The following is a 5,009-nucleotide window of genomic DNA, read 5'->3' as shown; positions in this document are numbered from 1 at the left end:
AGCTGCTCGATATAAATTAAAAGCTATTAATAAAAAATTGAGATTGTTGGAAATAAAAGAAGTTGAACTGATTGAAACTTACTCGAAAAAAAAGGAAAAGATTTATAAAATGATTAGTCTGATCATCAAAAAAGATGAAGAGATAAGTAGAAAGACTAAAGAAGCAGGAAAATTTATTTTAGCAACTAACTTAGTAGAGGAAAATAAATTAGAAGCTAGTGAAATTCTGATAACTTATAAAAACCAGCAATCTACGGAAAGAGGATTTCGATTTTTGAAAGATCCCTTATTTTTTACTGATAGTTTCTTCGTTGAAAAACCAGAAAGAATAGAAACAATGTTATTTTTAATGTCTTTGTGTTTGTTGATTTATAACTTGGGGCAAAGAGAATTAAGAAATTGTTTAAAAAGAGTCAAAAAAGGAATAAATAATCAAGTAGGGAAAGTAACATTGCGTCCGACTTTGAGGTGGATATTTCAATGTTTTCAAGGTATTCATTATGTGATTTTAAACGGAGTTAAACAAATTGTCAATTTAACAAAAGAAAGGCGTTTTATATTGAGTTTATTACCTGCATCTTGTGAAAGATATTATCTATAAATTGAATTGGATAAAGCAAAAATAATAAAAGAATAAGAGTCTAATGATATCAAATGAGAAGAGGAAACTCTCCTTCGTTTGTGCTGAGTCTTGCTAAGTTTTCAATGAGTATAAATCTTCTTAATTTGATTATTTTTCCTAAAAATTTAATGAAAAGAGAAATATTCTTGCCCAGGTATGATTTTCGGACTTTTTAAAACTATGTATTTTTTTATACTACATTTTGAAGTGCGGAATCTGGGTAATAATAATCAGATTGTCCTTAATCGTTTTATAACTTAAATCATGAGCCTTTTAGCAGTTTATGAATCTCATTTTACCAAACATTTAACACAAACACAGTTCGAGGCTTTTAGAATTTTACTGTGGTTGCTGACAGTACATAAACAGGTTAGAATAGAAAGGTTAGCAGCTTGTTTTCCTTTACCAATCCTTTATCAAAGTCGTCGTAAACATATCCAGAGATTCCTAGTTTTGTCAGCTTTAGCCATTCCCAGATTCTGGTTTCCTGTGATTAAAGCTATTATTTGTAAAGAATTTAAGACTGGCTCTCGTCTGATTATAACAATTGACCGAACCCAATGGAAAGATAAAAATGTTTTCATGGTTGCTGTTATCTGGAAAAAGCTGGCTTTACCCATCTATTGGACACTTTTAGGGAAAAGAGGAGCCAGCAGATTATCTGAACAACAGGCATTAATTCAACCTGTTCTTTGTCTTCTAAAAAACTATGAGTTAGTCATTCTTGGAGACCGAGAATTCCACAGTGTTAAATTAGCTTATTGGTTGAAACAAAAAAGTAAAAAACAAAAGTTATTCTTCGCTTTTCGTCAGAAACAAGGTACAAACCAGAAAAAAGATGATGAAGATTATCAAACTTTTTCGCAGTTAGGAATGAAACCTGGGATGAAGATGTTTTTAACTGGGGTTTCAGTCACTAAAAATAAAGGGTTTGGAAACTTTAATGTGGGAGCATATTGGAAAAGAAAATACAAGGGCAAACAGGAAAAAGAGCCTTTGTTTATTCTTACCAACTTAGACAGTTTATCAGAGGTCTTGAAAGTCTATCGAGCCAGGGCAGGTATTGAAGCTATGTTCAAGGATTGTAAGACAGGGGGTTATAATTTGGAGGGAAGTAAAGCCAATAATAAACGACTAAATTCCTTGATTTTATTAATAGCGATCGCTTACACTGCTACTTCTTTAAAAGGCAAAACATTTCGACAAACCAATCAAGGAAAATATATTGCTCGTCTAACTGAAAAATCAAGACGTGACCGAAGACATAGTAATTTTTGGATAGGACTTTATGGCTCTCTTTGGATTCACGCTTGGGAATTTTGCTCTGATTTTATTTCAATTATGATGAGCAATAATCCCCAGAAACTCAACAATTATAAAAAAGGGTTACAAGCCATGTCCATAATAGATAAGACGGCTTAATTCCCCTATTTTATCTTAACATAAAATAACCAGTGGAAGATGATTTATTTTAGATGTAACTATCCAAAATAAACCAATTTTTATTATTTAATAAAAACTAATATTGCCCAAGGGGTTGATTTTGAGCATCAACCCTGTGGGGGGGAGGACGGTGTAACCCTCCTCCCCCCCACACACACGGCAAGAATGATTATCATTATTGTTTATTCTCAATAAGCCCTCTAGTTTTTGACAATTTATAGAGCGATCGCCACGGCTGAAACCCTCTTTCAATCAGGGTTTTAACGGGCTTGTCACCCCGTGAGCCTACCGACCTATCTTGATCCATTTGATCCTAATAATCCAGATCCAGACTTCGATACTTTCAATAATCCCTTTTTCGTTGTTGGGAACGTTATCTTTGGTGATTTACCAGAGGACTTCCCCGGAACTCCTACTCCAGATACTTCCGTCCCTGAACCTAGTCTAATTCATGGATTATTAGCACTGGCTGTAGGTGCTATTGTCACTCGTTGCGGCAAGAAAAAATAGGGACTGGGTGATTGGGAAGTTTAGAGTAATTGATCCCGTTCTGTAATAGCCATACCGTGTGCAGGAAACTCCTCATAATGGGCTAAAGTTTGACTGGTTTCTTTAACGAGATCGAACCCTTGGGGAGTTAAATAAGCAATAGTCGATCGCTTGAGAAAATCGTACACAGATACAGCAGAATAGGAACGAGCAAACCCTCCTGTGGGTAAAACAGCGTTAACCCCGATCGCATAAGTAGCAGCAGAAGAGGGGGTATATTTTCCCAGTAAAATTTCCCCTGCATTCTTAATCTCTCCCACTAACCGTAAAGGATCATCCACCAAAACCTCTAAATGTTCCGGGGCGTAGTCGTTCACAAATTGAATGGACTCTTCTAAGCTAGAAGTGAGAATAATACCCCCATAAGCATCTAACCCCGTCTGACAAAACTCCCGTCGCCATTGGGGTAATTTTTCCAGGTATTGATCGGCAAAGTAACTGGCCTTTTCAGCAACAGTTTCGCTGTGAGTAACCAATAAAGCAGCCGAGTCTGGACCGTGTTCGGCTTCTATTAATAAGTCGAGGGCAGCCAATTGAGGATCGGTGGTTTCATCAGCTAAGACAATGGACTCACTCGGCCCAGCAGGTAAACCCACATCTACCGTACCGAATAACACCCGTTTGGCCGCTGCCCCGTAGATACTACAAGGACCCGTTAATTTATCCACTTTGGGAACTGTAGCCGTGCCTAAGGCCATGGCTGCCAAGGCTTGAATACCCCCCAGTTTATACACATTTGTTACCCCGGCCATTTGTGCCACATAGAGGGAAACTGGTTCAACGTTACCCTGTTTATCAGGAGGGGTACAAACCACAATTTGTTCAACACCAGCCACCATAGCTGGAATAGTTAACATCAGCATCATGGAGGGAAAAGCCCCTTTACCTCGTGGAACGTATAAACCTACCTTGGGAATGGGGGTAATTTTTTCTCCGGTAAAGATACCCTTATCGATTTCGGCCAGGTTCATTTCTTCGGGGAGTTGACGTTGATGCACCTCTTTGATGTTGCGAAAGGCTTGATCTACGGCTTTTTTAACCTCGGGTTCCACCAAATGTTGCGCTTGCTCAAATTCCTCGGGAGTCACTTTTATATTTTCTGGGGTTGCCCCTGTATAGTCAAATTTTTGGGCGTATTCAATTAGTCCCTTATCTCCAGTTTGGGCGATCGCAGTTATCACTTCTTGGGCAATAGGAATAACTTGATCTATATCTAACTCAGCCCGTCGCTTTACTGTGGCGAGATCCTTGGCTGTCATTTGCGCAAGTTTAAGAATTCTGACCACTACTTCTCTCCTGATACGTTGATGCGTCCTTATTTATTGTAGTATCAGTTACCAGTTACCAGTTACCAGTTCAATCATTATCTGTTGATTTTATGATTCTGCTTCAAAAATCTTGCCCAAAAAACTAGAAACAATCGACAAAACAATGGAACCAAATAAAGCATCTAAGAAACTATTAACGGTAAATCCAGGGGTGAAATAAGAAACTAAGGAAAAAGAAATAGCGTTAACAACGAAGAGAAATAAACCAAGGGTAAGAATTGTTAAAGGTAAGGTAAATAGAAGTAAAATAGGTTTAACGATCGCATTAATCAAACCCATTACTAAAGTGGCGATCGCAGCCACAGTAAAACCATTAATAGTAATACCTGGAATCAAATAGGCGGTGATCAGTAATGATAAGGCTGTGATTACCCAAGTTAAAATAAACTGAGAAATTCGGGTTTAATTATATTAACTAATCGATATAGTTAAATTATAGCCGATAATATTAAGGTCTTCTGATACGGATCATAGCATTTTGGATTCTTTTTTTGAAAGTTGCATCCTTTTGAGCATTTTCGGTTATGGCATTAAAATCATCAGAAGATAAACCGCTATCTGCAGCTATTTTTTTAGATTGATTACAAAATTCAACGGCTATTTCTTGAGCATCATTAGGCAGTTGTTTGATGCTTTCTGGTTGATCGCAAGCAATTTCTGGAGGTTGGGTGTCCATAATAGCTTCGATATCTTTATAGGCTCTTTGCCGCTGATCTTCAATTTTTAATACCGTCTGAGCATAATTTGTGACTTCTTCATCTGAAAAATTAGAAGGGGGCGGCGGTGGAGTAGGTGGAGGGCCTTGAAAGACAGTACATCCATGAAGAATACTAAAAAATACAACTAAACTAGACATAAGAGAACGAGTGAAGATTCTGTTCAAATTAAAAAGGGAACAGTGAACAAACACCATGCGTTGAACCGCCAAACTCATAATAATAACCGAATCCCCGCCTGGGTTTCTTTTGTTTTGAATTATTTTAATCATTATAAGTTCCTGACAATTCCCACACAAGAGAGACTTCCCAATTAAGAAAATTACGATAGAATTAAGGGTTAGACTGGGT

The 5,009-nt window shown here is 37.3% G+C and carries 7 protein-coding genes; 3 read left to right on the top strand and 4 right to left on the bottom strand.

Features of this window, described 5'->3' with window-relative positions:
* Together CWATDRAFT_RS29670 and CWATDRAFT_RS29665 are read left to right on the top strand one after the other, a co-directional pair.
* Positions 1-601 (top strand): IS1634 family transposase (locus tag CWATDRAFT_RS29670; RefSeq protein ID WP_007308421.1); only part of this gene is annotated, 601 nt, incomplete at its 5' end.
* A 285-nt stretch (positions 602-886) separates the two neighbouring features.
* Positions 887-2,044, top strand: a complete 1,158-nt coding sequence (locus tag CWATDRAFT_RS29665; protein ID WP_007308422.1) for an IS4 family transposase — start codon at positions 887-889, stop codon at positions 2,042-2,044.
* Positions 2,045-2,240: 196 nt separating this feature from the next.
* Here the strand turns inward: CWATDRAFT_RS29665 and CWATDRAFT_RS41215 are convergent, their stop codons facing one another.
* On the bottom strand, positions 2,241-2,372 hold the full coding sequence (locus CWATDRAFT_RS41215) for a hypothetical protein (protein ID WP_268743244.1): 132 nt from the start codon (positions 2,370-2,372) through the stop codon (positions 2,241-2,243).
* On the opposite strand from CWATDRAFT_RS41215, the gene CWATDRAFT_RS42070 reads away from it, so the two are divergent.
* Positions 2,345-2,575, top strand: coding sequence for a PEP-CTERM sorting domain-containing protein (locus tag CWATDRAFT_RS42070; RefSeq protein ID WP_042712869.1), 231 nt, complete (start codon positions 2,345-2,347; stop codon positions 2,573-2,575). The two genes, CWATDRAFT_RS41215 and CWATDRAFT_RS42070, sit on opposite strands and share 28 nt — an antisense overlap.
* Before the next feature lie 20 nt (positions 2,576-2,595).
* On the opposite strand, the gene hisD is transcribed toward CWATDRAFT_RS42070, so the two are convergent.
* The 3 genes from hisD to CWATDRAFT_RS29645 all read right to left on the bottom strand — a co-directional run.
* Positions 2,596-3,900, bottom strand: coding sequence for a histidinol dehydrogenase (hisD, locus tag CWATDRAFT_RS29655; protein WP_007308420.1), 1,305 nt, complete (start codon positions 3,898-3,900; stop codon positions 2,596-2,598).
* A 90-nt stretch (positions 3,901-3,990) separates the two neighbouring features.
* Positions 3,991-4,338, bottom strand: coding sequence for a phage holin family protein (locus tag CWATDRAFT_RS29650; protein ID WP_035828968.1), 348 nt, complete (start codon positions 4,336-4,338; stop codon positions 3,991-3,993).
* A 52-nt stretch (positions 4,339-4,390) separates the two neighbouring features.
* Positions 4,391-5,009 (bottom strand): DUF4168 domain-containing protein (locus CWATDRAFT_RS29645; RefSeq protein ID WP_232287236.1); only part of this gene is annotated, 619 nt, incomplete at its 5' end.

This window comes from Crocosphaera watsonii WH 8501, assembly GCF_000167195.1.
GTDB classification, from domain to species: domain Bacteria; phylum Cyanobacteriota; class Cyanobacteriia; order Cyanobacteriales; family Microcystaceae; genus Crocosphaera; species Crocosphaera watsonii.
Note: the sequence above shows the minus strand (reverse complement) of the source record. Positions and strands in the feature narration are given on the sequence as shown.

Coding starts and splice junctions, on each gene's coding strand:
- CWATDRAFT_RS29665 (WP_007308422.1), top strand. CDS start 887: ATGAGCCTTTTAGCAGTTTATGAATCTCATTTTACCAAACATTTAACA.
- CWATDRAFT_RS41215 (WP_268743244.1), bottom strand. CDS start 2,372: ATGGATCAAGATAGGTCGGTAGGCTCACGGGGTGACAAGCCCGTTAAA.